The organism is Paenibacillus sp. NPDC056933 (genome assembly GCF_042674385.1).
Lineage (GTDB): Bacteria > Bacillota > Bacilli > Paenibacillales > Paenibacillaceae > Paenibacillus.
In genome coordinates this window covers 91,723-116,596 of sequence record NZ_JBHUQN010000006.1, presented here as the reverse complement: position 1 = coordinate 116,596, position 24,874 = coordinate 91,723, and the positions used below count along the sequence as shown (strand labels likewise).

The following is a 24,874-nucleotide window of genomic DNA, read 5'->3' as shown; positions in this document are numbered from 1 at the left end:
TCCATGTGGGAGGTCAATCAAATGAAAAAAGGGTCCGCAAGTTTGGTCATGATGTTGATTCTGGTATTCGTGTTATCTGCGTGTTCTTCGGGTGGAAGCAACAGTGCGGAAGGCGGAAAAGGAGAAAAGGTAAAACTCACCTTCTCCGTGTGGGGAGATGTCAACTCCGGTGCGGATGAAGTGAAGCTTGCAGAAGAGTTCAATGCTGCACACCCGGATATCGAAGTGAAGTTTGAGCCCATTCCAAGTGAAGGTTATGGAACAAAACTCACCACATCCCTGGCAGCAGGCCAGGCACCAGACGTATTCCTGGTTGGTGAAGGCGACTACTACAAATACGTTGATAAAGGTGTAATTGAGCCGCTTGATGATTATTTGAGCAAAGACACTTCGTTTAATCTGGATATTTTCCAAAAGGATCTTATTGAAAATATGAAAATCGAAGGCAAACAATACTACTTGCCTAAAGATTTTAATCCACTTGCTCTGTGGTACAACAAACGCATGTTTGATGAAGCGGGAATCCCTTATCCAACAGATGAATGGACTTGGGATGACATGATTGCAACTGCACAAAAACTGACGAAAAAAGATGGAAATAAATATACTCAATTCGGATTCAACGCAGGCAAATGGGAATATCCGATCTATACGTATCTGTGGGATTACGGTACAGACATCGCAAATGAGGATGGAACAGCTGCAGAAGGTTACATGAACAGTGAAAAAACGATAGCGGCAATGGAGCAATATGTTTCCTGGTCTCAAGGAGACAGCCGTGTTTCCCCGACTCCACTGGATTCCGAAACACTTGGCGGAGATTCATCGATGTTCATGACAGACAAGCTCGCCATGATGATTACAGGTCGCTGGATCAAGGGAGATCTCGACAAATCCGATGTTCAATATGGTTCTGCACTAATTCCACAAAATACGGACGGCACACGTTCCAGCATCATCGCAAGTGCGGGTTGGGCCATTAATGCAGCGGGCAAAAATAAAGAAGCGGCATACGAACTGGTGAAATGGCTCTCGGGTACTGATGCACAGAAGCTTCGCTCTGCGAACGGTAAAGTATTGCCGGCTACTGTGAAAGAATTGGACGAAGTCAAAGCCAAGGAAGTAGCAGACAAACCGGTCATCGAAATGATGGATTATGCTAAAAAACCGGTAACCATGCGCTCTTCAAACGGACCAGTGTTCGTTGAAGAATTCACCAAGGCGCTGGAAAAAGTGCTGCTTGGCAAACAGGATGTCAAAGGCGCTCTGGATGAAGCTGCGAAGAACGTAGACAGCAAAATCAAGTAAAAACCATGCGGGTGAGTCGGCGGCCATGCTGATTCACCCTCTTCATCAAGGAGGCAGCTATGCGTAATTCTAAATCCGAGCGTGCCGGGTACTGGTTCATATTGCCCTGGCTTATAGGTTTGTTGCTCTTTACCATTGGTCCAATGTTGTTTTCTTTGCTGCTGGCTTTTAGCAAATGGGATATTATTACCGGCGTACAATCGATTGAATGGGTCGGCCTGGATAACTTCAAAACGATGTTCCATGATGAGCTGTTCTATCAATCGTTGAAAGTTACCTTTATTTTCGCACTTGTATCCGTACCGCTGTATCAAGTGGCATCCTTGCTGATCGCCCTGCTGCTGAATATGCGGAACAGAGGCATGAAATTTTTCCGATTGATCTATTTCATGCCATCCGTCATTCCGGCTGTGGCGGCATCGATGATGTGGATTATGATTTTTAATCCGGAATACGGCATTCTGAACCGGGCGCTTGCCTTTTTCGGTGTACAGGGACCTGCTTGGCTTCAAGACCCTAGCTATGCGCTGGGTGCACTTATTGTCATGGGGCTGTGGGGCGTCGGCAATACGATCATCATTTATTTGTCCGGCTTGCAGGGGGTTCCCGAAGAGCTGTATGAAGCTGCCAATCTGGATGGCGCGGGGCCGTTTCAACGGTTTTTCAACATTACTTTGCCTATGATTTCCCCTACGGTATTCTTCAACGTCATTATGGGTATCATCGGCGGATTCCAGTATTTCACACAGGCATTTGTTATGACCAACGGGGGACCGCTTAATTCGACCTTGTTCTATAACTTGTATCTGTACAATAAAGCTTTCACCGATTTTGAAATGGGCTATGCTTCGGCACTCTCCTGGGTATTGTTCATCATCATTCTGGCGTTTACGTTGCTGGTCATCCGCAGTTCTTCGATGTGGGTCTATTACCAGGGCGATAACGAAAAGGATTGAGAGGAGGACAAATGATGAATCAAGCAACGACACGGAAACCGGTCTACTCGAAACTATTCTCTATGCTCATGCTTCTCGCTGGTGCGGCCGTCGTGCTGATCCCGCTGTTATGGACGTTTGCAACTTCGCTTAAAACGCCTGCCGAGGTATTCAAGGATGATTTTTTCCCGGCTGTATGGATGTGGTCTAACTATAAAAATGCCGTTCTGGCCATCCCGTTTTTTACATTTTTGAAAAATACGCTGATTATTCTGATTCCGGTATTAGTCGGGACCGTATTCTCGTCTGCCCTATGTGCATATGGTTTCGCCCGGTTTAACTTCCGCGGCAAACGTACGCTGTTCCTGGTTCTGCTGGCGACAATGATGCTTCCTTCGCAGGTAACGATGATCCCGATGTTCATCATGTTCAAGGAAATCGGCTGGGTTGATACATTTTTACCACTCATTATCCCTGCATTTTTCGGGGGCGGAGCGTTTAACATCTTCCTGATCCGCCAGTTCATGCGCGGCATTCCGCGTGATCTCGATGAGTCCGCTTTCGTGGACGGAGCAAACAAAATGCAGATTTTCACCAAAATCATGCTGCCGCTGTCCATGCCGCCGCTGATTGCCGTATCGATCTTTACTTTTATGGGCGTATGGAATGATTTCCAGGGACCACTCATTTATCTGAACTCCAGTGAGAAATATACGCTGGCTCTTGGTTTGTCGATGTTCAAAGGGCTGTATAACGTGGAATGGAACATGCTAATGGCTGCTACGATGCTGATCATGCTTCCGCCACTCCTTGTGTTCTTTGTTGCACAAAAATACTTTATTGAAGGCATTTCCATCTCTTCGGCAATCAAGGGCTAATAGTCCGTAAGAATAGAAGAGATGAGCGGTGAGGCAAACCGCAAAGGAGGATTACCATGGCCACATTAACAAGCAGACATCCTTTTAATTTGTATTATAACGCAGGTGAATATGTAAAAATTTGCGGTACCCAGGACGGATACTTTCCCGATTTCGGACATCATATGGCTAACGAAATGGGCGGTGTATGGCTGCATCCGATCAAGCTGCTGGACGGTTTTTGGCTGAAGGTAACCGATCTGGATCGCGACATTGCTGTATGGGCAAGGGCAGACGGATTCACGAGTGAGTCGTGGGGTGGGAGCCGTTTCGATTATGATCACGGATTGAGCCACATTCCGGTATCCATCGAACGCAGTCAGTTTGCCCCCGATTATGAAAAAGGCATGGTCGCAGAATATGAGATCAGCGCTTACGGGAAAGGAACAACCCGGCTCAAGCTGGAGCTGCTGTCACGTACCGATCTCCGTCCGGTGTGGTATTCCGATGAGATTGGAATTATCCCGGGCGTAGGTGAAACGGCAGAAGCTATGTCTTCGCGCAAGGTCATCGTAAAAGATGATACCCAAGACTGGTATGCCATGATTGGAAGTGACCTGCCTGGAACGGAAATGACGGTTGGGCCGGAGATTTACGGACCAGAACTGACGGCAGGCAAGGGCACAGGCATTTCTTTTGTAACAGATTGCACGCTGGAGGAGAAGGATGTGTTCCGCTTCCGGTTATTTGTTGCCGGTTCGGAGTCGTCCCGTGAAGCCTGTGAGCAGACTTATGCAGTCATCGAACGTGATCACCTTCGATTGAAAGAGCAGAAGCAGCAGTTCTACGACAAGCTGGATCAGCGTTCAGTGCTTACCATTGAAGGCGAAGATGAGCTGAACGAGCAATTCGCTTGGGTGAAGCGCAATAATCAGTGGCTGGTGCAGCAAGTAGATGGAATCGGTCGTGGTTTGACAGCAGGTGGGCCAACGTATCCATGGTGGTTCGGCTGTGACAGTACGTATGCGCTTCAGGGTGTTCTTGCTACGGGAGATCATCAGCTGGTGCGGGATACGTTGAATTTGTTGCTGGAGAAATCCAAGGAAGCAAACGGCAATGGACGTTTTGTGCATGAAGTGACCACGATAGGAGCCGTGTCTAATCGCGGCAACACGCAGGAGACGGCACACTATATCGCCTTTGTATGGGAAATGTTCTTGTGGACCGGAGACGACGCACTTCTGCGCGAGCATTATGACTACTGTGTTCAGGGCATCGATTGGCTGCTGGGTGAGATGGACCCGGACGGAGACCTGTTCCCATCCGGTTACGGCATTATCGAGATTGCCGGATTGAATATGGAGCTGATTGATAGTGCTGTATACACAGCCAAGGCACTTCAGGCGCTGGAGCAGATGAGTCTTTATCTGGGTGAAACCGAGCGTCACCAGACGTATCATAAGCTGGCTGAGCAAGCGGTACAAGCGGTGAATGATGTGTATTGGTCTGAAAAAGACAGCCTCTATGCGGATGCCGTTGCACCTGTTTCCGATATTGTGCCCAAGGTGGATTACATGGTTTCTCTCGCTGAAAAGCAAGGGATCACAGACTACCGGGAGTACGTGGAAGGCTTGCTGGCCGATGCAGGTGAGAATCAGTCAGACCGCGGTTGGCTGCTAAACAAAAACTGGGTCATTGTCACTCCGATGGAAGCAGGAATTGCCGATCAGGACAAGGCACAGCGTGCTCTGGAAGCGATGCGAAACCGCGACTTCATTGGTGAATACGGTACGTATCTTGCTGCCATGTATCAACAGGGAACGATGACGATCTCTACGGGAGCACATGCGGTTGCAGAAGCGGCGTACGGGCATCCGGATCACGCGCTCGATTTACTGCGCCGGATGGGGAAAAGCTTCTCACGTGTACTGCCGGGTTCGTTCTCGGAGATGTCTCCGGACTACGGCTGTGTAGTGCAAGCGTGGACGATCTATGCACTGGCTGTACCTGTGGTACGACATTTCTTCGGAGTTCAGCCGGAAGCGCACAAGCGCCGGGTGACGATATCACCTGTATTGCCACAGGCGTGGGCTGACAAGAAGTGCAGTCTGGAGCATCTGATGGTAGGCGATGCAGCGTTCGATATTCATTTTGAATCCCGTGAGGGCATTCGATATGCGAGCATTTCCAACGAATCGGGCTGGACGATCGTTCTGGACTGGAAGGGCGAAAGACGGGAAAGCAGCGAGAGTCGGATTGAATGGCAACTATAATGTTCAACTAAACATTTACACGATAACGGAGAGGGCAGAAATAACCTGAAGAAGCGAAGTGTTCGCCTTTATCCCCGGATTTTCCCTTCTGAAAAGGATATCAAAAAAATCTGGGGATAACAGCGATCGGAAGGTTGTTCTGTCATCGTAGTGGCCAGTGTAAATATCTTTTAGTTGAACTCAACTAGAGCAATAACATGGGGAGGAACGGGTAAATGAAAGGGAACGGAGCACTTCAAGCCGTTATTTTTGATTTGGATGGTGTCATTACTGACACAGCGGAGTACCATTATGTAGCGTGGAAGAAGCTGGGGGAATCGCTGGATATTCCGTTTGATCGGGAGTTCAACGAGCAGTTAAAGGGCATTAGCCGCGGAGAGTCGCTGGCGCGCATTTTACGTCTGGGAGGCAAGGAAGATGCGTTTTCGGCCGAGGAAAAGGAAGAATTCGCACAGCGTAAAAACGAACATTACGTCTCGTTGCTGGATTCACTGACACCGGAGCACACCTATCCCGGAATTCGGGAGTTGCTGCTTGAGCTGCAAGCCTCCGGCATTCCTGCGGTCATCGCTTCGGCCAGCAAAAATGCACCTCAAATTCTGAAGGCGCTGAAGTTGGACTCGTTGTTCAGCTATGTGGTACATCCGGATTCCGTTCCGCATGGCAAACCTGCACCTGATCTGTTCCTGCGGGGAGCGGAAGAAGTGGGTGCTGACGTTAAGGCCTGCATCGGCATCGAGGATGCACAGGCGGGCATTGAGGCCATCAAATCCGCAGGCATGATCGCCGTAGGTATTGGTGAAGAAGCTGTACTCAAAGGTTCAGGAGCAGACGTGGTATTGAAGGATACAAAACAGCTAACGCTGTCGTTCCTGGAAAGCACGCTGAGAGAGAACTTGCTGAAGGAAAGTTATTGAAGCAGAACCAAATCCCATTACAGGATCAGAACCACGAAGGAAAAAGGAGGGATGCAGCGTGAATCAGGCGTGGTGGAAAGAAGCGGTTGTATACCAGGTCTACTGGCGCAGCTTCCTGGATGCGAACGGAGACGGCATCGGGGATCTGGAAGGCTTGATACTCAAGCTCGACTATATCAAAAGTCTGGGCATTGATGTCATCTGGCTTAATCCCATTTACGAATCGCCGGATAAAGACAACGGATATGACATAGCGGATTATTACCGCATCATGGCCAAGGCCGGGACGATGGAGCAGTTCAGGCAACTGTTGGACAAGGTCCATGAACGAGGCATGAAGCTTATTATGGATCTGGTGGTCAATCATACATCAGAGCAGCATGCATGGTTTGAGGAATCGCGTTCATCCGTCGATCATCCGAAACGCGACTGGTATATCTGGAAGCCGGGTAAACAGGACGGTCCGCCGAACAACTGGCGCTCCTACTTTGAACCGACGACCTGGACCTACGACGAGCGGACGGGAGAGTATTATTTCCATTCCTTTGCGAAAGAGCAACCTGATCTGAATTGGGAGAATCCCGAACTGCGTCAGGAGATTTATCGGATGATGCGTTTCTGGCTGGATCAGGGCATAGATGGCTTCCGCATGGATGTTATTAATCTGCTCGCCAAGCTGGAAGGTTTCCCGGATGCGGAGCACCCCGAACATATTGATTATCTGGGCAATAATCCGGGCATTCATGAATATTTGCAGGAAATGAACCGGGAGGTTCTCCAGCATTATGACATCATGACCGTAGGAGAAATTCCGTTTGTCACACCAGAGGATGGCCTTCTGTATGTGGGGGATAACCGGAAAGAGCTGCATACGTTATTCCATTTCCAGGTGGCGGATGACATGCCTACTTGGGATCTGGCACGGTACAAGGAAATTCAGGAGAGCTGGTATGAAGCATTCCGTCATGAAGGTTGGAACTCCCAGTTCCTGAACAATCACGATCACACCCGACAGGTTTCAAGGTATGGCAATGATGGACAATACCGTGTGGAATCCGCCAAACAACTGGCGACCATGATTCATACTCTTCCGGGAACACCGTATGTATTCCAGGGAGAGGAGATCGGCATGACGGGTGTTCGTTTCTCTTCCATTAATGAATATCACGATATTGCAATGAAGAACAAATATAAGGAAGAAATCGGTAAAGGCCGTGCACCAGATGAAGTCCTCCACAGTCTTCAGCCGCTGAGCCGGGATAATTCCCGCACACCAATGCAGTGGGACAGCAGCAAGCACGCCGGGTTTACCGAAGGGCAGCCGTGGATGCAGGTGAATCCCAACTATGAAGAGATTAATGTGGAGCGGGATTTGGCTGCGCAAGATTCCATATTTGCATATTATCAGCAGCTGATTGCCTTGCGTAAAACGCATGCAGTTATGGTTTACGGAGATTATCGTGACCAATCGGCAGGGGAAGAGCATGTATATGCATATAGCCGCAGTCTGGATGGGGAGACATGGCTTGTCATGCTCAATCATTCGGACCGGGAGCAGACCTATCGTCTGCCTGCATCATTTGGTGAACGGTATACGAATGCCCGCCTGGTCATTGGCAATATCAATCGTTCAACCTCCGAAGAAGTCAGGAACGGGACCGTTCGTTTGCTTCCTTACGAGGCGCTTATTTATTCGTTATAATACATCGATGTTAACCAGAGCTTGGCGGGGATGTTCCCGTCAGGTTCTTTTATTTGTTGCAACACTAAGGACATTATTAATCTATTTTTAGAAGTACTCAATTGTATGATGATATACGGTCATTTGCAAAACTTTCTGCCCTTCTTTTCAGTAATAACGTTTACACTAAGTTCGTAAATGGGGTAATCTTTTTCTTGAGAGATCTCCTTTTGAAATTGTGTTAGGAGAGCTATTAATTCTACTGAAAAGGATGTCTCGTTTAAAACTAATTCCCTATTTTTTGGATAAACAGCGTTGTTTATTATTTATTTTATTACATACTATATTTATATTTTTATCTAAGAAAAATGATTTTAGGAGATGCAATAATGAAGGCTAAGGTTATACGTTATTACCGTTTTGGCGAGCCGAACGAAGTGCTGTGCATAGAAGAGAAGGAGCTAGTCCCCCCTGGCCCCGGTGAATTGGCGGTGAGGATGTGCGCTCGGCCTATTAATCCCTCAGATGTCATTCCGATCCGTGGCGCATATCCGCATCGGACCCTGCTGCCAGCTGTTCCTGGGTTCGAGGGAGTGGGTGTAGTGGAGGCAGTAGGGCCGGGAGTGTCCAATCAACTGTTGGGTCGACGCGTCTTACCGCTGAAAGGTGAGAACACGTGGCAAGAGATGGTGAAGACTTTGGATCGACATACGATCTTCGTGCCCGATGATATTAATGACGAGTCGGCAAGTCAGATCTACATTAACCCGATAACAGCTTGGCTGATTTGTACAGATATGCTTCATCTTACGTACGGCGATACCTTGATTGTCAATGCAGGTGGTTCCGCGATTGGGCGAATCTTTGCACAGTTATCGAAGATTCTGGGATTCCGTATGATTGCGCTTACAAGAAACGATCGCCATTCGGCTGAATTATATCGCCTTGGCGCATTTTCTGTTCTGAATACGATGGAAGAGTTATTGAAGGAGAAAATTTCAGAATTAACGGAGGGGCGTGGCGCTAATGCGGCCGTCGACTGCATCGGAGGGACAGACGGAGAGCGGCTCGTGAGTTTTCTAAGGCCGCATGGCACGGTAATCAGCGTCGGACTGCTCTCAGGCATCTCACCGTTATGGCATGAGATGACCCGCGGAACACAAGTTAACGTTAAACTCTTTTGGCTGAAACATTGGGTAGAACGATGCTCGCAAGAACGATGGGAACAGGTATTTAATGAAGTGATTGAGCTAGTTCGGGAAGGGCGGCTATTGATGGCAAACATTGCGGCAACGTTTGAGCTAGCAAATGTGAAACAGGCCATTGCAACCGCAGAATCGAGTATCGATGGAAAGGTTCTTCTATTAAGTTAATTGTAATGAATAAAAAAATGTGGCAGCAGTAACGATCTTATAATAGTTACTTATCAATAACGCAAGTGGAAGTTAGAAGATCCAGATAGTCCCTAATGAGAATGCGGAGAAGCTTTGCAACCGTACTCCTTAGGGATTTTTATTTCAGACACATCTTTTTTATAAAAAAAAGGTACACAAAAGATACATAATGAACTAAAATGAACTTATATGAACGTAATCTGACGAATGAAAGGAATGGATTAATAATGGAAAACCGTTATGCTGCACACCCGAACGAAGTGAAAACGTATGATACGTCCCGACTGCGTGAGGAATTCCTGATGGAGCAATTGTTTGCCACAGATGAATTGGTAACCGTTTACTCTCATGTGGATCGTTATATTGTAGGAACGGCTGTACCTCAAAGCAAGGATATTGCACTTGAAGTGAATTTGAAGGATATCGGAACGAACTTTTTCCTGGAGCGTCGTGAAATCGGTATCATTAATGTTGGCGGTCACGGAACAGTGACAGCGGATGGTCAGGGCTATGAGATTGGGGCGAAAGAGTGCCTGTATATCGGCAGAGGTGTAAAAGAAGTTGTGTTTAAGAGTAACGGCAACGAACAGCCGGCCCAATTTTATTTTGTGTCCACACCGGCGCACCATACTTATCCTACGCAAAAGGCTACTCAGGAGCAGGCTCAGCCGAACCATCTCGGCAGTATCGCAAGCTCGAATGAACGGACAATCTATCGCTATATCCACCAAGGAGAAGGCGGTATCCAGAGCTGTCAGCTGGTGATGGGCATTACGGAACTCGACAAGGGTAACATGTGGAATACCATGCCTGCACATACGCACAATCGCCGTTCCGAAGTATACTTGTACTGGAACCTGCCGGAAGATGGTGTCGTATTCCATATGATGGGTGAGCCAAATGAAACGCGGCATCTGGTTGTACGCGACCGTCAGGCGATCATTTCCCCAAGTTGGTCCATTCACAGTGGTGTGGGTACAAGCAGCTATACCTTCTGCTGGGCAATGGCTGGTGAAAACCAGACGTTCGAGGATATGGACGGCGTGGCGATGAAGGACCTGAAATAGGCGCGTAAATTTCAAAGAAACAGGAAGTTGATCTGTGATGAATCCATTGAAAAGACATGAAAAAATTATGGAGGCTCTGCTGGAACGGCAGGAAGTCACCGTAAGTGACCTGAGTGAACTGCTGCAGGTGACGGGCAAGACCGTACGGGAGGATCTCGACAAGCTGGAAAACATGGGATTGCTCGTACGTGTCCATGGGGGTGCGATGCTGGCTCAGAACGACCAGTACGGCATCCTCACAAGTCGTGGGGCTACGGAAAAGCATCATTCGGAAAAAACGGAAATTGCCGAGCGAGCCCTTGCTTATATCCGACCAGGAGATATTGTTGCACTGGATGGCGGAAGCACTACGCTGGAGATGGCGAAGCGTATGGACAATCAACCCATTACCGTGGTTACCAATGATCTGTTCATTATTGCGGAGTTGACCAAAAAGGAACAGGTGCGGCTGGTTGTGCCCGGTGGAGCAAGAGTGCGCAATATGCTGGTGGGAGACGATACGGCGGCCTTCATTTCCGGTCTCAATATTCACAAAGCGTTTATCTCAACGACTGCACTTCATCCGGAATTTGGACTTTCCATATATACAGGAGATCTGGTGCCGCTGAAAAAGGCAATGATCTCTGCATCTCAGCAGGTCTATGGCGTCGTGGATCATTATAAATTCGGACAATTTGCCCTTCGGACCTTTGCACACTGTTCGGAGTTGGACTGCATTATTAGCGATAGTCGCTTGGATGAGGAGACAGCATCCCTGTACAGGCAAAATGGCATCGAAGTGGATTATCAGAGCTGACCTTCAGTTCACAGTGGTTACTTGACCACCGGGGCTGTAGAACACGGTTTGCATACCAATAACCATGCGGAGGAATCATTCATGAACCCATTTGATTTAAGCGGACAAGTTGCACTTGTTACTGGTACTTCGGGAGGATTGGGGCAAGGAATGGCGGTTGGCCTTGCTGAAGCGGGGGCGGATGTTGTGCTGGTGTCTTACTCCAATCCATCGGAAACAGCGCGTGCCATTGAGGCTCTCGGACGGAAAGCGTATGTGATTGAAGCTGATTTGAGCCGTGAAGACGAATTGACCGGGGTGTTTGAAAAGGCGTTAGCCTTTCAAGGGAGAATTGATATTCTGGTCAACAATGCGGGAATTATTCGTCGCACACCTGCAGCTGATCACGGTCAACAGGATTGGCATGATGTCATCGGTCTTAACCTGAATACGGTATTTTTCCTGAGCCAGTTGGCCGGCAGACATATGATTGAACGGGGAAGCGGCAAGATCATTAACATTGCATCCATGCTGTCCTATCAAGGCGGAATTAACGTACCGGGATACACGGCCAGTAAACACGGGGTAGCCGGTTTAACGAAAGCACTTGCAAATGAATGGGCAGGCAAAGGTGTTCAGATCAACGGGATAGCACCAGGCTATATGGAAACAGACAATACCACTCAGATTCGCGCCGATGAAAATCGTTACCGTGACATCACGGCACGGATTCCGGCTGGACGCTGGGGAACACCTGAGGATTTGAAGGGTCCGGTTGTATTCCTGGCATCGGCAGCTTCGGATTATTTGAATGGTCACATATTGAATGTGGATGGCGGCTGGATGGCTCGTTAAAACCCTGTCAGCAATCCGACTGTAAAGGAGGCATGGACATGAAACTTGGTATTCTGGCGCATACGTTTGGCAAACAACCTACAGCACAGCTTGCACAGACCATTGCGGATAATGGATTTAATTCGGTACAGCTGGCATTAGCCAAGGCTTTGTCGGATGTAGACTCGGCCAATGGCAAGCTGAGCCCTGGACTGGCGAACGAGATCGGAGATCAATTTGCACAGCGCGGAGTCAAGATTGCGGTACTGGGTTGCTACATTAACCCGATTGATCCTGATCCTGTAGCCCGTCGTGCAGACATTGATCGATTCAAGGAGCATCTGCGTTATGCCCGGGATTTCGGTTGCAGCATGGTGGCAACGGAGACCGGGGGCTTGGATACGTATCGGGAATCTCATCCAGACGGATATGAAGAAAAGGCGTGGACGGTGCTGCGGGAGACGGTAGAGGAACTGGCGGAAGAAGCGGAAAAGTGGGGTGTTCATGCGGCGATTGAGCCTGTATCTACCCATACACTTCATACGCGTGAGCATATGACCCGGCTGTTTGAAGAAATTCCTTCATCCAATCTGGGCATGCTGTTCGATCCTTGTAATTTGATCAAGCAGCCCCATGTGGCTGATCAGTCTGCATTCCTGCGTGAAGTGATGGAAACGCTGTATCAGCGTATCATTGTCATTCATGCCAAAGATGTGGCTTTCAATGCGCAGGGTGAGAAGTACAATCCGGTGCCCGGCGAGGGCATCCTGGATTATCCGTTATTTTTTGAACTATTGAAGACCTATAAACCACACATCGATATTTCGCTAGAAGGGGTAACGGCGGAAGAAGCGGTCCCGGCAGCCAAGTATTTACGCGAAGTGTGGAGTGGGGTTCGGGTATAGATGGTAAAAGTGTCAGGTGGTCATCCAGCAGGTATGGTTGCCCAAAATCAAATCAAAAAACCTTTGCTCTCTGCAAAGGTTTTTTGGTATAGATTCCTTAAAATACATAATTAACATTTCTCATCGGAGAAATCGGAAATATTTCTTTTCAAAAGCGACATCTTGTGAGAGAATATGGAAAACATACGCCACCATGTCATGACACCTAGTTAAGTGCCAAACGTATAAGTTAAGGGAGGAAACAGATTTATGTCAAACGAACGTGAGCTTTCATTTGAAACATTGGCAGTCCATGCAGGCCAGGAGATTGATCCGACTACCCACGCACGCGCTGTACCGTTGTACCAAACAACATCCTACGGATTCCGTGATACGGAGCATGCAGCCAATCTGTTTGGATTGAAAGAGTTTGGCAACATCTATACCCGTCTAATGAATCCGACCACCGATGTGTTCGAACAACGTATTGCTGCACTTGAGGGAGGCGCGGGTGCACTGGCTACCGCTTCCGGTCAGGCAGCGATTACGTTCTCCCTCTTAAACATCGCAGGTGCGGGAGATGAGATTGTTTCCGCAGCCAGTCTGTATGGGGGAACATATAATCTGTTCTCAACCACACTACCGAAACTTGGCCTGGATGTAAAGTTTGTAGATTCCAGTGATCCTGAGAATTTCCGGGCGGCGATTACGGATAAGACAAAAGCATTGTACGCTGAAACAATCGGTAATCCGCAAGGCAACGTACTGGACATCGAAGCTGTGGCCGCTATCGCTCATGAACATGGCATTCCTTTGATTGTAGACAATACATTCCCAAGTCCATATTTGCTTCGTCCAATCGAGCATGGAGCGGATATTGTCGTTCATTCGGCGACCAAATTTATCGGCGGTCACGGTACATCACTCGGTGGTGTTATTGTGGACAGCGGCAAATTCGATTGGAAAGCAAGTGGCAAGTTCCCGGGACTGACGGAGCCGGATTCCAGCTATCATGGTGTGGTGTATACGGAAGCTGTTGGACCGATTGCTTATATTATCAAAGCACGGGTACAATTGATGCGTGACCTCGGGGCACCGATTTCACCTTTCAATTCTTGGTTGCTTATTCAAGGACTGGAGACGCTGCATCTGCGTGTCGAACGTCATAGCAGCAACGCACTGGCTGTGGCGCAATATCTGGAGAAACATGAGGATGTGGAATGGGTAAGCTACGCAGGTTTGCCGAGTCACCCTTCCTATGAGCTGGCACAGAAGTATTTGCCGAGAGGCCAAGGCGCCATTTTGACCTTTGGGATCAAAGGCGGCGTGGATGCGGGACGCAAACTGATTGAGAATGTGAAGTTGTTCTCGCACCTTGCGAATGTAGGTGACTCCAAGTCACTGATCATTCATCCGGCAAGTACAACGCACCAACAGCTGACAGAAGATGAGCAGACCGCAGCAGGTGTTAATCCGGAGCTGATTCGTCTATCTGTGGGCACAGAGAATATTCAGGATATCCTCTATGACCTGGAGCAAGCCATCAAGGCGAGTCAGGGAGCAAGTGTTGGAGCGTAACCAAAGGGATCATATGAAAGCCGCCTTCCTTTAGGACGGGCGGCTTTTTTGCGTTTCAGCAGCCGGTAATCAGAAAACTTGTCGCGGGACAAGAACATTGTTCCATTCAAAGTCGCTATTATAGCGGCTTTTTTGCTTTAAGGAACCAAGTTCTTGTCCTAAGCTGAGGACAAGAACAATGTACCATTGCCGAAATGGACAAGAACATTGTGTCATTTCGGATTAGGTAGTTATCTAAAGAGCAACATGATGGAGGGGAAATAAAGAACTTGAATTTAAGAATTCGCGTGAATAACGATTTTTTTGTGAGGAATTTGTCTTTTTTTCGATCAAAGGTAAAGAACTTGGTACCAATGTTGATGAGCATCTTTAACTGTTTCATTAAGCTAACGGGCAGATTAGTTTAATGATGGAGCTAATAGCAATTAGTTATGGTCGGGAGGGTGTTTTTTCTATTGATGTTCTTTCAGATGAAAGATGCGAGGTAGAGAGGAACGTTGTATACAATCGGACTTAACATTTTCCAAAACTCAAACACAAATTCTAATGCATCATTTAAAGCGTCTACAGTTGAATAAATTTCTTTCACCCATTCTAATGTAAGTTTTTTGTAAGGATTCATTAATAAAAAAGCAGGATCTATACTTTACTATCAAATTATACCCAAAATGATTCATAACTACGAGGAGGATAAAGATGAGTTTGTTGAACAAAAATCGTTATTTAGGGAAGCCGCTATTAGGATTTATGGCATTATTAATTCTATTAACAGGATGTACAGATCCTAATCATACAAACAAGGAGACTGATCCTAGTCAGACGTTGGTGATTCAGCATGCGACAATAGTGGACGTAAGGTCCGGCAAGTTAGTCAATAATCAGACGATTACCATTACGAAAAATAAGATAAGTCACATTGGAAACAGTGAGGACATGGACATCCCCGATTTCGCACAGGTCAGGGATGCTAAAGGACAGTATGTCATTCCTGGCTTGTGGGACATGCATGTCCATCTGGAAGAAAATTATAAAAATGCTTTCCCACTCTTTCTGGCTAACGGAGTGACTGGAGTAAGGGAGATGGGGGCGGCGCTCACAAACGTCGATCAGTGGAACAAGAGTATTCAAGCCGGTATGACAACTCCACGTCTTGTCTATGCAGGTTTGACCTTAAATGGAGGGCCGGCTGATGAAGCCCCTCACATGCTTTACTTAAAAACAGAGGAAGAAGCGCGCGAAGCCGTACGTCACAATGCGGAGATAGGCGCAAGTCATATCAAAGTATACTCCTGGTTGCCACGTTCTGTATTTCTGGCAGTCATGGACGAAGCCAAAAAGTTCAATTTACCGGTAGTCGGTCATTTGCCAGTAGAGGTGCGGGCTAGCGAAGCTGCTCAACTGGGATTCAAGAGCATAGAACATCTCCACGGGTTGTTTATTGCCACTTCGAGCATCGAAGACGAACTTTTCAAGAATGCGGACATGAGCGATTTGATCGGTTATTCGCTGGCAGAGATTGAGGCCTCTCAACATTATGATTCTGAGAAGGCCAACGAGTTGTTTCGTACTTTCAAAGAAAAGGAAGTCTGGCCTGTCCCGACCATGGTTACCTATTTTAATATGGCAAAAACCGAAATCGACTCGCGGTCCAAATATGTACCAACTGCTGTACAGGAGTACTGGGCTGAAGTGATTCGCGCAACGCCTCCTGAACAAACGGAATTAATGACGGCCATCAATTCCACAACGCCAGGCATGGTCAAAAAGTTGAGCGATGCCGGCGTGCCGATGCTTGCAGGCACCGATTCCAGCTACGAAATGACTAACTTTATATACGGTGTTTCCTTGCACGATGAACTCGAAATGTTAGTGAAAAGCGGCGGCCTTACTCCGCTGCAGGCCTTGCAGTCAGCAACGCTGAATCCTTCACGATATTTGGATAGAGAGCAGGAGTTAGGGGCTGTAGAAGAAGGAAAACTCGCCGATCTCGTGCTGCTTGACAAGAACCCGCTTGAGGACATTCGAAACACGACAAGCATATCCGCGGTTGTTTTGGACGGGAAGCTAATGGAGAAGCAGACTTTAGACCAGTCGGTTAAAACATATCCCGTGATACAGGTTGCCGATACAAAAGTAGAACCAGAATGATCCAGGTCATTTACCAATAAAGCAATTTTTCATCACAATTATTATTGTCCAGCCCTTCCCTTCGAATAAGAAGCGGAAGGGTATTCTTCAAAGGCCTTTCACTTCTAAATCAGGAAGGAGAGGGGGAGGAGTAAATAACCCGAATTCTAATTGATCTTTCAAATTAGTAACCTTCATCACGTGGTATGTTTTAACTGCTCGGTCTAACGCCTGCTTCTCCATCATTCTTTCGTACAAGATCCATTGAGATACTTTTTGTAGATATGCAATATTGTGATTATTGAAAAGGTGATTTATAATTTTACAATAATTAAGTATGATTTACATTGAATTCTTAAGTTTTGGTTGTGCCAAATACTTAAGTTTTTTTGTATTTATCTCGGAATTAAGTGGTATCTTTGTACGCAATCAGGGCTGATGTAATTCCGAGTGAAGCATAATTGTGTGTTTAACGAATTTATATACTCGAGGATTCATGAAATCTGCACTATCAGGGGAAGGCTCTTAGTTTAACCACTACTAAACGACTTATAGAGCATATGGGTGAAAATATTGATTCATAAAGCGTTCCATACAAAGGGCTTGTGTTTTCTATTCACTTGAACTGCGGTTAGACATCGTTGTTACGTACATAAGAGTTTTCTCAAGCTTAAGATTTTTGGAAGGTTCACGTAATAAATATGAAGGCTTCTTTCTTTATAATACAGGTATTAACCCGCCAGGGACTGTAAACAAAGGAGAACACAGCGATGACATATATTGCGCGCAGGATTAGCGTAACCAAAGCATATGCAGGTTCAGAGGCCGATTCCAATGTAAGACCCAATATTAAGCAGGGCAAAATTTACGAATTACTTGGAGTGTCGAGGGACAAGAACATGGTCCCATTGAAGTCGCTATTTTAGCGGCTTTTTTACTTTATCTGTACAAGTTCTTGTCCCGAGCCAAGGACAAGAACTTGTACAGATTACCGTATTAGACAAGAACATGTGCCTATTGCCAATTAGGCGTGTATCTAATCGTAATCTTGCCCTTCAATTCATTGAACTAACGGGCAGATTTGTTCCGATATATGGTAATTTAAATAATAAAGTAGTAACCGATTTGAACAGAAAGAAAACACAAGATTTAGTATCTTTTCTTAGTGATAAAAAGTTTGCTGGTGGAATAAGACCAACTGTTACAGTCCAGTCAATTGAACTATCTAAAACGATTATCGATGTAATAGTTGTACGCAATGATCACAATACACCCTATTATTTGACAGAGCAGTATCAGGGAGTTTTTGCAAATAATATTTATGTACGAATTATGGATACTAATACACCGAAAAATTCCTCAGCTGATATTAATATAATTGGAAGTCTTTGAAAAAAAACGTTTTGGAATTGATGCAACAGCAATAGAACGTGTGATTCTTTTTACAAAATCCATCAGATTGGATTAATTCGTCTGATGAGTCCAGAAGGTACTATAAGTTTGCGCCTGAATTTACTATTAGCTTCGGTTAATAGAAATGGTTACGAGTTCTATTTGTTTTAATTGGTGTGAAATTTATGATTCAATTGAGAAGACTGTAAGTGCTTTGATTAACGAAACAAACTACCAGGGATTACATACAGAGATGACTGGTTACTTCAAGGCCAGACATAACTTGTGACACTAATTTAGAAATTAGGTGGTTAGTACGAACAAGCAACCTGAAGGTGAAGACCGTTCATTCGTAAAAGAATATCTAGAACTCCTTGTACTTTTGGATTTCCTACAGGATAATTTAGATTAAATCCAATCAAGTAATTTGCGATTGAAAGAAGTATTTGAGTTGCATTTAATAACACCCATGGATAGTGTTACCGAAGAACTAACTGAAGTACGAAAGAGTATGCGAACACGAGGAATTAAGATTATTGAAGAAGGACGAAAGATGGGACAAACCTACGCTAAGTATTTGTGCAGAGGGTATACAAAGGAAAGCGGGATTCTTGATGGTGTAATGCAAGCCAGGGCAGAGGAACGTCTAGCCCAGCATCTTAGAATAGAACTTATCAAAAATTAAGCGTTAAAGAATAACTTAAATGGCAGCTGTCTATAGGTTAGCTGCTTTTTTAAAATATCCCCTGGAGGAGGAAATCAAGATGAATGTCAGAGATGTTGCAAATGTATTGATGGGGATTAGAGAAGTTTCTTAGAGAAATGATATTCAAAAAGCTTATTTTCCGTATTCATGTTGGAAGAGTTCTTTGAAGGTAATAAAGAAATAACGGATCTCTACAAAGAGCTTAACCTTAGTTTGAAATATCTCGGAAAAGAAGAGAATTCATCAAATATGCGATCTATCGATAGAGCGGTTGGAAATTTAGCCAAGTTGCATGACAAACTGTGCAACAATCTTGTCCTTCCAGAAAGTGTGGAAGGTTTATCATTAGAAGAGATGGAGGCCGAATTAGAGTTTCTCCAAAACAGAATGAAGACCTGGACCACAAACTATCAGAAGAGGGAAACCTAAGCGAGGAAGAATTTGAGGAGTTTGTCGGCAGGCTTTTTGCTTAGAATTATCAGTAAAAAGGAAGATAGGCTTTTTAACTCCAATGTTTCTTTTTGGTTATCAGTTTGGCCCTCGCTATAAGGATATCTATGGTACCATCAGCAAGTCGTTATATGGGTTCAAACGCCCAGGTCAATACGGAGATGTCTTGATTAAGTCCGTCAGAAAAGTCAATACGAGCAATCCTTTTTCAAAAGCAGCCTCTGATCTTTTTGCTGAAATTAGGCCTATATAACCCCATCTTGATCAAACTTTATTTTAAAACACCACAGAACACGTTTCAGGCAAAAATAATCAAATAGTTATAAAAATATCGTGAAAAGTAACAGAAGGGATGAAGGAATGACCAATTTTACAATTAATCCAGAGATTATAAACGGCGAGTTGCTTCCCTTATTTTCCCTTACCATCAGTGATTCGCATACGACGGCTGTTTACAGTGATACAGATTTGCAGGCTGAGCTGGTCAGGGTCCTCCGCAACAATACCAACATCTCGATTTGTGATCAGCAGGAAGGATTATACATGCGCCTAACGGTGGAAAACAATATAACCTTTTTTCATAAATGGTTCGGATGTAAGACCCCGTTGCCTGAAATTCTAGTGCAGTTTGAACTGCAAGGCTGTGCAAAAAAACCTTTACACGAGTGCTCGGAATCTGAAATCCGCAGGGTTTATTTTGCCAAATATTATATGAGTGGTGTTAATAATTCATGTGGAGCTAAATCATCTTGGGGAAGAGGATATGCTTCAGAGGCTGTCTCTTCAATGATGTTCTGCGAGCCAATACATGGTGTTGATGTCAAGACAATCAATACCTTTATCAATATGCTTCAAAAAATTAAAGATTATCCAATACCTGTACTCATTTTAGTTTCCAACATGGAACACGCTCTGTTAATTGGGGATATTGCTTACAAGCTTCAGCATAACGGTTTAAAGCAAGTTGAAATTGTTGAGGAGGACAAAATAACTCCCGAATTGGAGAGTTCCGGCGCATCAACGACTGCAAACCTATTCAAGATCTCAGCAAAAGTGGATGATAAAATAATTTTATTTGACCCGCCTGAGATCGATTACATCGAAAGCCGGGATGGAATTGCAATGATTGTAATTAATGATGAATCATATGCCATGGATTCCTCACTTACCGAAGTCGAAAAGAAATTATCAGTTTACGGATTTTATCGTTGTCACCGATCCTACATTGTGAACCTGCAAAAGGTACGCGAGATTATTACATGGTCGAAAAATACGTATTCCCTTAGAATTGACAATAAAATAATGTCGACCATTCCGCTGTCTCGGACCAAAATTCAGGATATCCAGGAGAAATTCAGCCTGAAATAAGTACAGTTCACTATTAATAGCTGGAATAGGCGACTTACAAATTTAGCTTTTTAACTTGAATTCCGGTACAGTTCACTCTCCTTATGGTACATTCCATTCTGATTTTACTGCACCCTAAGCTCGGGTTCGCTATGATTGAAGCAGTTGATCGAAGGAGGTGTACAGTTGAAAGATACAATTGAAGTAAAAGGAATGCGGAAAGTATTCGGGGAAAATACCGCCATTAAACATGTCAGTTTCCATGTAAAGCAAGGGGAGATTTTCGGATTGCTTGGTCCAAGTGGATCTGGTAAAACAACAACGGTTAAAATATTGACCGGAGAGCTGACGCAAACAGCTGGTGACGTGAGAGTGCTCGGTATGGGTTCAGCAAAGTTTGGAACATCTGATTTCAAATCCAGGATTGGAATATTATCGGATAACAGCTCTTTGTATGAACGCTTGACCGTCTATGATAACCTGAAGTTATTTTGCAAATTATACAATTCGCCACTGAAGCAAATCGAAGTAATCCTGCGTGAAGTTAATTTGCAAGATGAAGGTTCCAAAACGGTCTCGAAGTTGTCAAAAGGAATGAAACAACGTGTACTGCTGGCAAAAGCACTCATTCATAAGCCTGAACTCGTATTTCTCGATGAACCGACGTCTGCTCTGGATCCTGGAAACATGGCACACATTCATCGTGGGCTGTTGAAGCTGAACGAAGCTGGAACAACGGTTTTTTTGACCACCCATAATATGGAGGAAGCAACAGAGTTATGTGACCGTGTGGCGTTTCTTCATAATGGCAAACTGCAGGAATTAGACAATCCGGCTGCATTACGCTACAAATACTCTACCCACAATTTTCATGTGGAGACCTTTGACGGAAAACAACTGGTCATTAAAAATGAACCGGATAAAGCCGATCAAATCAGGAAACTGATTGCAAGCGGCCAGGTAAAAGCAATGCATACAGATCATCCGACACTTGGTCAGATCTTTTTAAAAGTGACTGGACAGGAGCTAGTATAATGAACATTCAACGCATCACTGCCATTTTTGAAAAAGACATCAAAGACTTTATGAAAAACATGATGCTGTTGGCGATGCCGGTGCTCCCTTTTGTCATGGCGTTATTTTACAACTTGATTGGAGATGTCCAACTTCCACTTAACTTGATCTATGTGATTGTTGGGGCGGTTTTTTCAGTGGTTACATTAGGCATCATTATGATCATGATGGCCGAAGAAAATGAGAAGAAAACATTGCGTGGTCTGATTCAATCCCCAGCTTCGTTGTTGGATATTATTATCGGAAAAAGTCTGGTCACTGGACTAATCACCTTGATTTCCCTTGTTTTGTCGCTGGGGATTATTGGCATAGAACCGTTTATGAACTTCAGAGTAATCATTGGACTAGTCTTGCTGTTCTTATTCTTTCTATTGCTTGGCATTGGAATTGGGTTATTTTCAAAATCACTTGCCGTAACATCCGCTTACATGATGCCAGTCATGTTTCTGTTCGGTTTTACACCATTGATTAGCTTCTTCAGACTTGATAAGGACAGTATAGCGCTAAATATCATCAATAAGTTTCCGGTCATGCAGGCCATAGAAATACACGTTAACAGTTCGTGGCTACCATTGTGGGTTTTAGCTGTATGGGTAATTGGTGCAGCGTTATTCATGTATATCTGCTTTAAAAAAACAGTCACAGACGACTAGGGGAAAAAACGTCCGCTAGGAAGGGGCAAAGATCAGGTTGCTACAAGATAGATAGATTCATAAATGAAGAAGTGATTAATCTTGTTCTTTATTTTTTCCCCTAGGAAATCTCTATAAATGTAAATCAACAAATGTTGATTCTTTATATTACTCTGGGCAAGAAGTTAGAAGAACTATTGTATTTTGACTGACTCTGAATTAATTAATTACCAGCCTTATCCTTTGGCATAGAAATAAAATTTTATAGTGTTTTGAAAATATAAACACGTGAGAGGAATTTAGATATGAAAGAATTACAAGAGGTTTATTTTAACTTAATACCGGGTCTAGAAGGAAATTTGTTTTTACAATTACTAATCTTCTTCGCCCTTTCTGTAATACCATTTTTTGAAATGCACGGTGCAATACCGATAGGGGTAATTCTAGGAGCGCCCACTCTACCAGTAATTATAGTAACAGCATTGGGAAACTGGGTATCTGTAATGGCTTTGATATGGGTTATTAATATGCTTCGTTCCAAGATAGTGAAGAAGAAAAAAAAGAAGAATGAGCCCAGTAAACGTGCTATAAAAGCAAGACAATATTTCGATAAATATGGTGTTCCAGGGGTTTCTTTAGCAGGTATTCTCTTATCGTTTCACGTAGCAGCTGGTGCCTCTTTGGCAGCAGGAGCCAACAAAAACTATGTTAGCCTCTGGATAACAGTCTCTATTGCTCTATGGTCAATTGTTATTGGGGGTTTATTGATGTTTGGAATAAACTTTTTTAATTAATTTTAGGGGGACTTGATGAGATATTATAACAACTAAAGGAGCAATTTATGGATTACAAAAAAAAATTATTGGCACTAATGTGGTGGATACACGGTGCGATACGATTCCTTCTGGCGGTCACTCTTCTTTACAACGGTGCGATAAAACTCGGACTTGGCCAATTTGGAGTACCAGATATGGGGGACGCACTGATTTCTCAAGGCGAAATGAGCCCTATGGGTCTACTATCAAGAATGGTAGCATTTTCACCTTTGTTTCAACTTCTGGCCGGAGTTTCAGAAGTTGGTGCTGCTGTTGCTTTGATATGGCGACGTACAATTGTACTAGGTGGGATGATTGGGGTAGCCTCGATGTCATTCGTATTCGTTCTGAATTTAGGCTATGATATGCCAGGGAAGCAGATCTCGCTTGCTCTACTCATCATGTCTGCAATAGTTATTCTGCCATGGATGATACGAGTAACAAAAGCCTTGGTTGGGAATGGACACATTTCAGCTATCACCACTCCAACGCTTATCCCTTGGCCAAAGTTCTCGCGCGTGACCAGAATTGTCGGCCCCATAACGGGAGTCGTGATTCTAGGTCTCGTGGCTTGGTTTTCATTAACAACACAACCAGTAAGAGAAATCAATGAGTCTGCCCCTGCTGGAGTGTGGGTTGTGCAAGAAGATACTGAAACACCAGCTGCACAGTTATCAGAGGATAAAAGATGGCAAAAGATTGCCTTTGGAGATGTAGAGAAGAATGGAACCGCCAATGTCCAAGTTCGAATAGCCGACGGATCGCTTTTGGAAGGAATTTACCAACGTATCGGAGCAGAAACAATTCAATTGAAATTGCGGAGACTACGAAAACCTGATGAAAAAATTGTAGACTACTATTCTATGCCCGAGCAAAATATTGAGCTTGTATTCCAGGAACAGCCAGATGGTACCATCCGACTTAGCGGAGAAGATAAAAATATGGTTATCGTCACAGACTATGACGCTAGGCTTCTTTATGATCGTGGTTTCAACTGGGGAATTCGTGTGGATGATCCATTTGAACGATAATATATTCGGCCAAGATCATGCCTGTCTGCCGCAATTATATTGATTGTCTATGCGAGCCTTAGTATGAAGTTTGGGGTGACCACAGCTAAAACGATTCAATCCGGAGTACATCCGGATTGATCCATGTTGCTCAAGCAGGAGACGGAATGATAAGGTATGACGTTGGTCGAACTTGTTGCTGGGAGCAATAAGGGCGACAAGTTCGAGTTGAAATGGGAGGGGGGGATTAATGCTCAAGGATGAAAAGCCTTTCTATATTATAATAAAAAATCAAATTCGCGAGGCCATTATTAGAGGAGAATATCCATTTGGATCTAGATTGCCGTCTGTCCGCGAGCTATCAGCCGAATTCGGTTGCAGTTTGATCACAACAAAAAGGGTATATCGAGACTTAGCACGCGAAGGATATATTTTGACCTCCCAAGGGGTGGGGACTTTTGTTTACGCAGACGAACATAAAATTGCGAAAGATAGGGAGCATCTCATAACTGAAGCTATTGTGCAGGCAGTTGAATTCGGAAATAGACTTAACTACTCATCCGATCAATTGCAAGTCATATTTCTTAATGCGCTATCGCGTTTGCCATGAGGTATTCGATAATAATTCGATCTATTCCCTTAATCTGAATCCATTTTTATTTATTATTGGCTTAATGTTCCCAACATTACCGAACAGAGTTACGGAAAAAGTACATGATAGAATGCCGGTCATTCTAGATGATAATGCGATGAAAATTTGGCTTGATCGACCAGTCTCAGCATTTCTTCCTTCTCCTGTTGAAAATTGATTGAATAAA

Annotated in this window: 22 protein-coding genes; all 22 read left to right on the top strand. The window is 44.8% G+C overall.

Annotation, left to right across the window (positions count from 1 at the left end; translation table 11 throughout):
• Positions 1 to 21 precede the first annotated feature (21 nt).
• The 22 genes from ACFTRD_RS28595 (at position 22) to ACFTRD_RS28495 (ending at position 24,666) form a co-directional block, all read left to right on the top strand.
• Entirely contained in the window at positions 22 to 1,308 is a 1,287-nt protein-coding gene (locus ACFTRD_RS28595) for an ABC transporter substrate-binding protein (RefSeq protein WP_379385915.1), read from the top strand.
• Between the two features lie 59 nt (positions 1,309 to 1,367).
• Positions 1,368 to 2,264 (top strand): carbohydrate ABC transporter permease, encoded by an 897-nt coding sequence (locus tag ACFTRD_RS28590; RefSeq protein ID WP_053780124.1) that lies wholly within the window; start codon positions 1,368 to 1,370, stop codon positions 2,262 to 2,264.
• 14 nt (positions 2,265 to 2,278) lie between these two features.
• The gene (locus ACFTRD_RS28585; RefSeq protein ID WP_076291229.1) at positions 2,279 to 3,121 is read left to right on the top strand and encodes a carbohydrate ABC transporter permease; all 843 of its coding nucleotides are present in this window, start codon (positions 2,279 to 2,281) and stop codon (positions 3,119 to 3,121) included.
• 56 nt (positions 3,122 to 3,177) lie between these two features.
• On the top strand, positions 3,178 to 5,373 hold the full coding sequence (locus tag ACFTRD_RS28580) for an alpha-L-rhamnosidase-related protein (RefSeq protein WP_379385912.1): 2,196 nt from the start codon (positions 3,178 to 3,180) through the stop codon (positions 5,371 to 5,373).
• A gap of 215 nt (positions 5,374 to 5,588) precedes the next feature.
• The gene (gene pgmB, locus ACFTRD_RS28575) at positions 5,589 to 6,290 is read left to right on the top strand and encodes a beta-phosphoglucomutase (RefSeq protein ID WP_379385910.1); all 702 of its coding nucleotides are present in this window, start codon (positions 5,589 to 5,591) and stop codon (positions 6,288 to 6,290) included.
• Between the two features lie 58 nt (positions 6,291 to 6,348).
• Complete coding sequence (locus tag ACFTRD_RS28570) at positions 6,349 to 7,992, top strand: glycoside hydrolase family 13 protein (protein ID WP_379385908.1); 1,644 nt, start codon at positions 6,349 to 6,351, stop codon at positions 7,990 to 7,992.
• Positions 7,993 to 8,360: 368 nt separating this feature from the next.
• Positions 8,361 to 9,344 (top strand): zinc-dependent alcohol dehydrogenase family protein, encoded by a 984-nt coding sequence (locus ACFTRD_RS28565; RefSeq protein WP_379385906.1) that lies wholly within the window; start codon positions 8,361 to 8,363, stop codon positions 9,342 to 9,344.
• A gap of 248 nt (positions 9,345 to 9,592) precedes the next feature.
• The gene (gene kduI / locus ACFTRD_RS28560; RefSeq protein WP_379385904.1) at positions 9,593 to 10,432 is read left to right on the top strand and encodes a 5-dehydro-4-deoxy-D-glucuronate isomerase; all 840 of its coding nucleotides are present in this window, start codon (positions 9,593 to 9,595) and stop codon (positions 10,430 to 10,432) included.
• 37 nt (positions 10,433 to 10,469) lie between these two features.
• On the top strand, positions 10,470 to 11,228 hold the full coding sequence (locus ACFTRD_RS28555; RefSeq protein ID WP_379385901.1) for a DeoR/GlpR family DNA-binding transcription regulator: 759 nt from the start codon (positions 10,470 to 10,472) through the stop codon (positions 11,226 to 11,228).
• Positions 11,229 to 11,309: 81 nt separating this feature from the next.
• A complete protein-coding gene (gene kduD / locus ACFTRD_RS28550) occupies positions 11,310 to 12,062 on the top strand; it encodes a 2-dehydro-3-deoxy-D-gluconate 5-dehydrogenase KduD (protein WP_379385899.1) in 753 nt (250 codons plus the stop codon).
• Positions 12,063 to 12,100: 38 nt separating this feature from the next.
• A complete protein-coding gene (locus ACFTRD_RS28545) occupies positions 12,101 to 12,946 on the top strand; it encodes a sugar phosphate isomerase/epimerase family protein (RefSeq protein ID WP_379385897.1) in 846 nt (281 codons plus the stop codon).
• A gap of 249 nt (positions 12,947 to 13,195) precedes the next feature.
• Positions 13,196 to 14,503 (top strand): homocysteine synthase, encoded by a 1,308-nt coding sequence (locus ACFTRD_RS28540; protein WP_379385895.1) that lies wholly within the window; start codon positions 13,196 to 13,198, stop codon positions 14,501 to 14,503.
• 696 nt (positions 14,504 to 15,199) lie between these two features.
• The gene (locus tag ACFTRD_RS28535; RefSeq protein WP_379385893.1) at positions 15,200 to 16,651 is read left to right on the top strand and encodes an amidohydrolase family protein; all 1,452 of its coding nucleotides are present in this window, start codon (positions 15,200 to 15,202) and stop codon (positions 16,649 to 16,651) included.
• A gap of 749 nt (positions 16,652 to 17,400) precedes the next feature.
• A complete protein-coding gene (locus tag ACFTRD_RS28530) occupies positions 17,401 to 17,556 on the top strand; it encodes a hypothetical protein (RefSeq protein ID WP_379385891.1) in 156 nt (51 codons plus the stop codon).
• Positions 17,557 to 17,755: 199 nt separating this feature from the next.
• Entirely contained in the window at positions 17,756 to 18,022 is a 267-nt protein-coding gene (locus ACFTRD_RS28525) for a hypothetical protein (RefSeq protein ID WP_247899399.1), read from the top strand.
• A 412-nt stretch (positions 18,023 to 18,434) separates the two neighbouring features.
• Positions 18,435 to 18,707 (top strand): YhjD family protein, encoded by a 273-nt coding sequence (locus ACFTRD_RS32585; protein ID WP_483875048.1) that lies wholly within the window; start codon positions 18,435 to 18,437, stop codon positions 18,705 to 18,707.
• An 831-nt stretch (positions 18,708 to 19,538) separates the two neighbouring features.
• The gene (locus ACFTRD_RS28520) at positions 19,539 to 20,546 is read left to right on the top strand and encodes a LytTR family DNA-binding domain-containing protein (RefSeq protein WP_379385889.1); all 1,008 of its coding nucleotides are present in this window, start codon (positions 19,539 to 19,541) and stop codon (positions 20,544 to 20,546) included.
• 165 nt (positions 20,547 to 20,711) lie between these two features.
• Positions 20,712 to 21,560, top strand: coding sequence for an ABC transporter ATP-binding protein (locus ACFTRD_RS28515; protein ID WP_379385887.1), 849 nt, complete (start codon positions 20,712 to 20,714; stop codon positions 21,558 to 21,560).
• A complete protein-coding gene (locus ACFTRD_RS28510; RefSeq protein WP_379385885.1) occupies positions 21,560 to 22,252 on the top strand; it encodes an ABC transporter permease in 693 nt (230 codons plus the stop codon). The genes ACFTRD_RS28515 and ACFTRD_RS28510 overlap by 1 nt, the downstream gene beginning before the upstream one ends.
• 284 nt (positions 22,253 to 22,536) lie before the next feature.
• Positions 22,537 to 23,025: a small multi-drug export protein gene (locus tag ACFTRD_RS28505; protein ID WP_379385883.1), complete on the top strand. Its 489-nt coding sequence runs from the start codon at positions 22,537 to 22,539 to the stop codon at positions 23,023 to 23,025.
• Positions 23,026 to 23,072: 47 nt separating this feature from the next.
• Entirely contained in the window at positions 23,073 to 24,077 is a 1,005-nt protein-coding gene (locus ACFTRD_RS28500) for a hypothetical protein (protein WP_379385881.1), read from the top strand.
• Between the two features lie 229 nt (positions 24,078 to 24,306).
• The gene (locus ACFTRD_RS28495; protein WP_379385879.1) at positions 24,307 to 24,666 is read left to right on the top strand and encodes a GntR family transcriptional regulator; all 360 of its coding nucleotides are present in this window, start codon (positions 24,307 to 24,309) and stop codon (positions 24,664 to 24,666) included.
• The last annotated feature ends 208 nt before the right edge of the window (positions 24,667 to 24,874 follow it).

Excerpts from the sequence above, each read along its gene's own strand:
- ACFTRD_RS28595 (WP_379385915.1), top strand. The coding sequence starts at position 22 with ATGAAAAAAGGGTCCGCAAGTTTGGTCATGATGTTGATTCTGGTATTC.
- ACFTRD_RS28590 (WP_053780124.1), top strand. The coding sequence starts at position 1,368 with ATGCGTAATTCTAAATCCGAGCGTGCCGGGTACTGGTTCATATTGCCC.
- ACFTRD_RS28585 (WP_076291229.1), top strand. The coding sequence starts at position 2,279 with ATGAATCAAGCAACGACACGGAAACCGGTCTACTCGAAACTATTCTCT.
- ACFTRD_RS28580 (WP_379385912.1), top strand. The coding sequence starts at position 3,178 with ATGGCCACATTAACAAGCAGACATCCTTTTAATTTGTATTATAACGCA.
- pgmB (WP_379385910.1), top strand. The coding sequence starts at position 5,589 with ATGAAAGGGAACGGAGCACTTCAAGCCGTTATTTTTGATTTGGATGGT.
- ACFTRD_RS28565 (WP_379385906.1), top strand. The coding sequence starts at position 8,361 with ATGAAGGCTAAGGTTATACGTTATTACCGTTTTGGCGAGCCGAACGAA.
- kduI (WP_379385904.1), top strand. The coding sequence starts at position 9,593 with ATGGAAAACCGTTATGCTGCACACCCGAACGAAGTGAAAACGTATGAT.
- ACFTRD_RS28555 (WP_379385901.1), top strand. The coding sequence starts at position 10,470 with ATGAATCCATTGAAAAGACATGAAAAAATTATGGAGGCTCTGCTGGAA.
- kduD (WP_379385899.1), top strand. The coding sequence starts at position 11,310 with ATGAACCCATTTGATTTAAGCGGACAAGTTGCACTTGTTACTGGTACT.
- ACFTRD_RS28545 (WP_379385897.1), top strand. The coding sequence starts at position 12,101 with ATGAAACTTGGTATTCTGGCGCATACGTTTGGCAAACAACCTACAGCA.
- ACFTRD_RS28540 (WP_379385895.1), top strand. The coding sequence starts at position 13,196 with ATGTCAAACGAACGTGAGCTTTCATTTGAAACATTGGCAGTCCATGCA.
- ACFTRD_RS28535 (WP_379385893.1), top strand. The coding sequence starts at position 15,200 with ATGAGTTTGTTGAACAAAAATCGTTATTTAGGGAAGCCGCTATTAGGA.
- ACFTRD_RS28530 (WP_379385891.1), top strand. The coding sequence starts at position 17,401 with ATGACATATATTGCGCGCAGGATTAGCGTAACCAAAGCATATGCAGGT.
- ACFTRD_RS28520 (WP_379385889.1), top strand. The coding sequence starts at position 19,539 with ATGACCAATTTTACAATTAATCCAGAGATTATAAACGGCGAGTTGCTT.
- ACFTRD_RS28510 (WP_379385885.1), top strand. The coding sequence starts at position 21,560 with ATGAACATTCAACGCATCACTGCCATTTTTGAAAAAGACATCAAAGAC.
- ACFTRD_RS28505 (WP_379385883.1), top strand. The coding sequence starts at position 22,537 with ATGAAAGAATTACAAGAGGTTTATTTTAACTTAATACCGGGTCTAGAA.
- ACFTRD_RS28500 (WP_379385881.1), top strand. The coding sequence starts at position 23,073 with ATGGATTACAAAAAAAAATTATTGGCACTAATGTGGTGGATACACGGT.
- ACFTRD_RS28495 (WP_379385879.1), top strand. The coding sequence starts at position 24,307 with ATGCTCAAGGATGAAAAGCCTTTCTATATTATAATAAAAAATCAAATT.